This window comes from Aeromonas sp. HMWF015, from assembly GCF_963878965.1.
In the GTDB taxonomy this organism is placed as follows: domain Bacteria; phylum Pseudomonadota; class Gammaproteobacteria; order Enterobacterales; family Aeromonadaceae; genus Aeromonas; species Aeromonas veronii.
Map to the genome: position 1 here is coordinate 1 of NZ_CAWNZT010000087.1, position 1,312 is coordinate 1,312.

Consider the following 1,312-nt stretch of genomic DNA (forward strand, 5'->3'; position numbering starts at 1 on the left):
GTAAGTTACGGACGATTATATCCTCGTGTGAATCCCCAAGAAACAGCATTGTTTTCCCATCGGCCTCAAGAATAAATGCAATTGAACTCCCATTGTAGACAGATTTGTCAGAATCAAAAAAATCATCATTCCATATATCTTTCAGGCTCAAGGAATAGTCATTTTTATGTGCAGATGTTACACCTGAATCGGTCTCTGTTGGCCACTTGTGAAGAAGTTTATTAAGTTTTTCTTCGTCTGGAGATAAAATTTTAAAAGTGAAGGGGCCTATTTCATGTGTCTGGCCAGCTATAATTACCGACTCTCGTCTACACCCGATCTCTTCTAGCAGAGCCTCAAACTCTTTGCCCTGTTTTATACTGGTCTGAGCCGAGTCATCAGAGAGATAGATATTGTTCTCCGGGATTTCTGCTGTTTTGAAATAACTGGTGATGAGCCTGGAAGAGTTGAACCAAATAGACTTTGTCATATCTCCCAAATAACCTGTTTTTTCGAATGCCTTTTTCAAACCATCAATATGGTCGTCGTCGATGTGGGTAAGAATTGCCAAGTCAATATGCTGGCCCTTCTCTTTCAGCTCATCAAGAGCATGGCATAATGCCCCAGCGTAGCGTCCACGAGGCCCATATCTGAAAGTTGGTGCATTCCCTCCATCAATTAGGAGATTAAACGCCCCCAATGGGCCCTCATGGCTAACCAAGATACAATCTCCGTGATTCGCTTGTAGAATGCGTACGCAGACGCTCATCTAAAACCCCTTCATAATCATCATCGTGGTTCATCTCGCAATGAGTGACCGTTCTGTCATTAGGCTACTAAAATACCGCTTAACCAGATATCTTCCAAGAGTTTGATCTTTAAACCGGTATCATGTCACAGATTGATTTGTAGAACGCTGTTGGTGAGGATATCAATGAGTATTAGCAGCCGCTTGCTGTACTTTCCGTATCTAAATATTCACCTCATGCCCGAATACCATGGCCACAACACGACATGGTTGCGAAATTAGTAACGATGGATTGGGCGGTTGCTTGCGTAAGAGTTGAATGATGCTCAATACTGCCCATGATTATGACTGCATTTTCTCAGTTGAATATTGATGATACTTGGTGCTGGTAACGTTTGCCGGTTGCGCAGATGCAACGTGTTAAGCTCGGGGGTATAGCGATGCACCTCGAGCCCGGTGATAAGACGGGTCATGTTCGGTGACTCCAATGATGCAAAGGGCCAGCCTGTGAGGGCTGGCCCTTTATGTTGTTTGTTGATGAGTGATGAGATGGTCGTGGTGGCATCGAGCTCCATGGCCAGGTTC

General features: G+C 44.4%; 1 protein-coding gene and 1 pseudogene. Both read right to left on the bottom strand.

Going from position 1 to position 1,312, the window contains the following annotated elements; all coding sequences use genetic code 11:
* On the bottom strand, positions 1–748 hold a 748-nt coding region (locus AACS18_RS03940; RefSeq protein WP_146184741.1), incomplete at its 3' end, for an MBL fold metallo-hydrolase.
* A 305-nt stretch (positions 749–1,053) separates the two neighbouring features.
* Positions 1,054–1,312, bottom strand: a pseudogene (locus AACS18_RS03945) (hypothetical protein); the annotation flags it as partial.